1 protein-coding gene is annotated in these 917 nt (G+C 74.9%); it reads right to left on the bottom strand.

Translation table 11 applies throughout. The features are described 5' to 3' along the window. Positions 1–907: DRTGG domain-containing protein (locus DLJ59_RS00030; RefSeq protein WP_148096910.1), on the bottom strand; the 907-nt coding region annotated here is incomplete at its 3' end. Positions 908–917 lie beyond the last annotated feature (10 nt).

The following is a 917-nucleotide window of genomic DNA, read 5'->3' as shown; positions in this document are numbered from 1 at the left end:
GCCCCGTGTTGAGGCCCTCCACCAGCCGCATCACCCGGGGGTCGGGCTGCTCGCCCAGGGTGAGCACCAGCCCGGCCACCGACACCTGCCCGGCCACGTGTGCGGCGCTCGCGGCGACGAGCAGGTCCGCCCGGTCCCCTGGGGTGATCACCAGGGCGCCCTCGGTGAGGTGGCCCAGCAGGGTCGGCACATGCGCCGCGCCGACCACGAAATCCAGCACGTCGCGACCGAGCGCGGCGTCGTCCCCGGCCAGCAGGGTGGCGCCCAGCGCCGCCGCCACCTCGGCCACCGTCGGCGCCGACACGCTCGGCACCTCCGGGATGGCGTACGCGGGGACCGGCAGCTCGGGCAGCGTCATCGGCCCGGTCACCCGGTTGGCGATCACCGCGAGCACCGTCGCGCCCAGGTCGGCCAGATCGTGGTACGCCCCCCGCATCGCGGCCGCGACCGCCGCCGGCGCCTGCTCGAAACCGTCCACCACCGGCACCACCACGCTGCCGAACTCGGTGGCCAGCCGGGCGTTGAAGGCCAGCTCGCGGGGGCGGGCCGGGTCGCCCGGGTCGTCGAAGTCGCTGCCCACCACCACCACCGCCGGGCACTGCCGCTCCACCGCCCGGTAGCGCTCGACGATCGCCGAGATGAGCTGCTCCCGTCGGCCGTCGGCGACCAACGCGGCAGCCTCGGCGTAGCTCGCCCCGGCCAACTCGGCCAGCGGCACCTCGACCCGGTAGCGCTCGCTGAGCAGGGCGAGGATCGGGTCCGGCCCGGTGTCGGCGACCAGCGGTCGGAACACGCCGATCCGCCCGACCTGGCGGGACAGCAACTCCGCCAACCCGAGGGCGATCGTCGACTTGCCCCCGCCGGACCCCACGCTCGTCAAATACACACTTCGGGCCACAGCCCCCACCCTAGAAGAT

Origin of the sequence: Micromonospora inaquosa (assembly GCF_003857055.1) — a bacterium.
Lineage (GTDB): Bacteria > Actinomycetota > Actinomycetes > Mycobacteriales > Micromonosporaceae > Micromonospora > Micromonospora inaquosa.
Note: the sequence above shows the minus strand (reverse complement) of the source record. Positions and strands in the feature narration are given on the sequence as shown.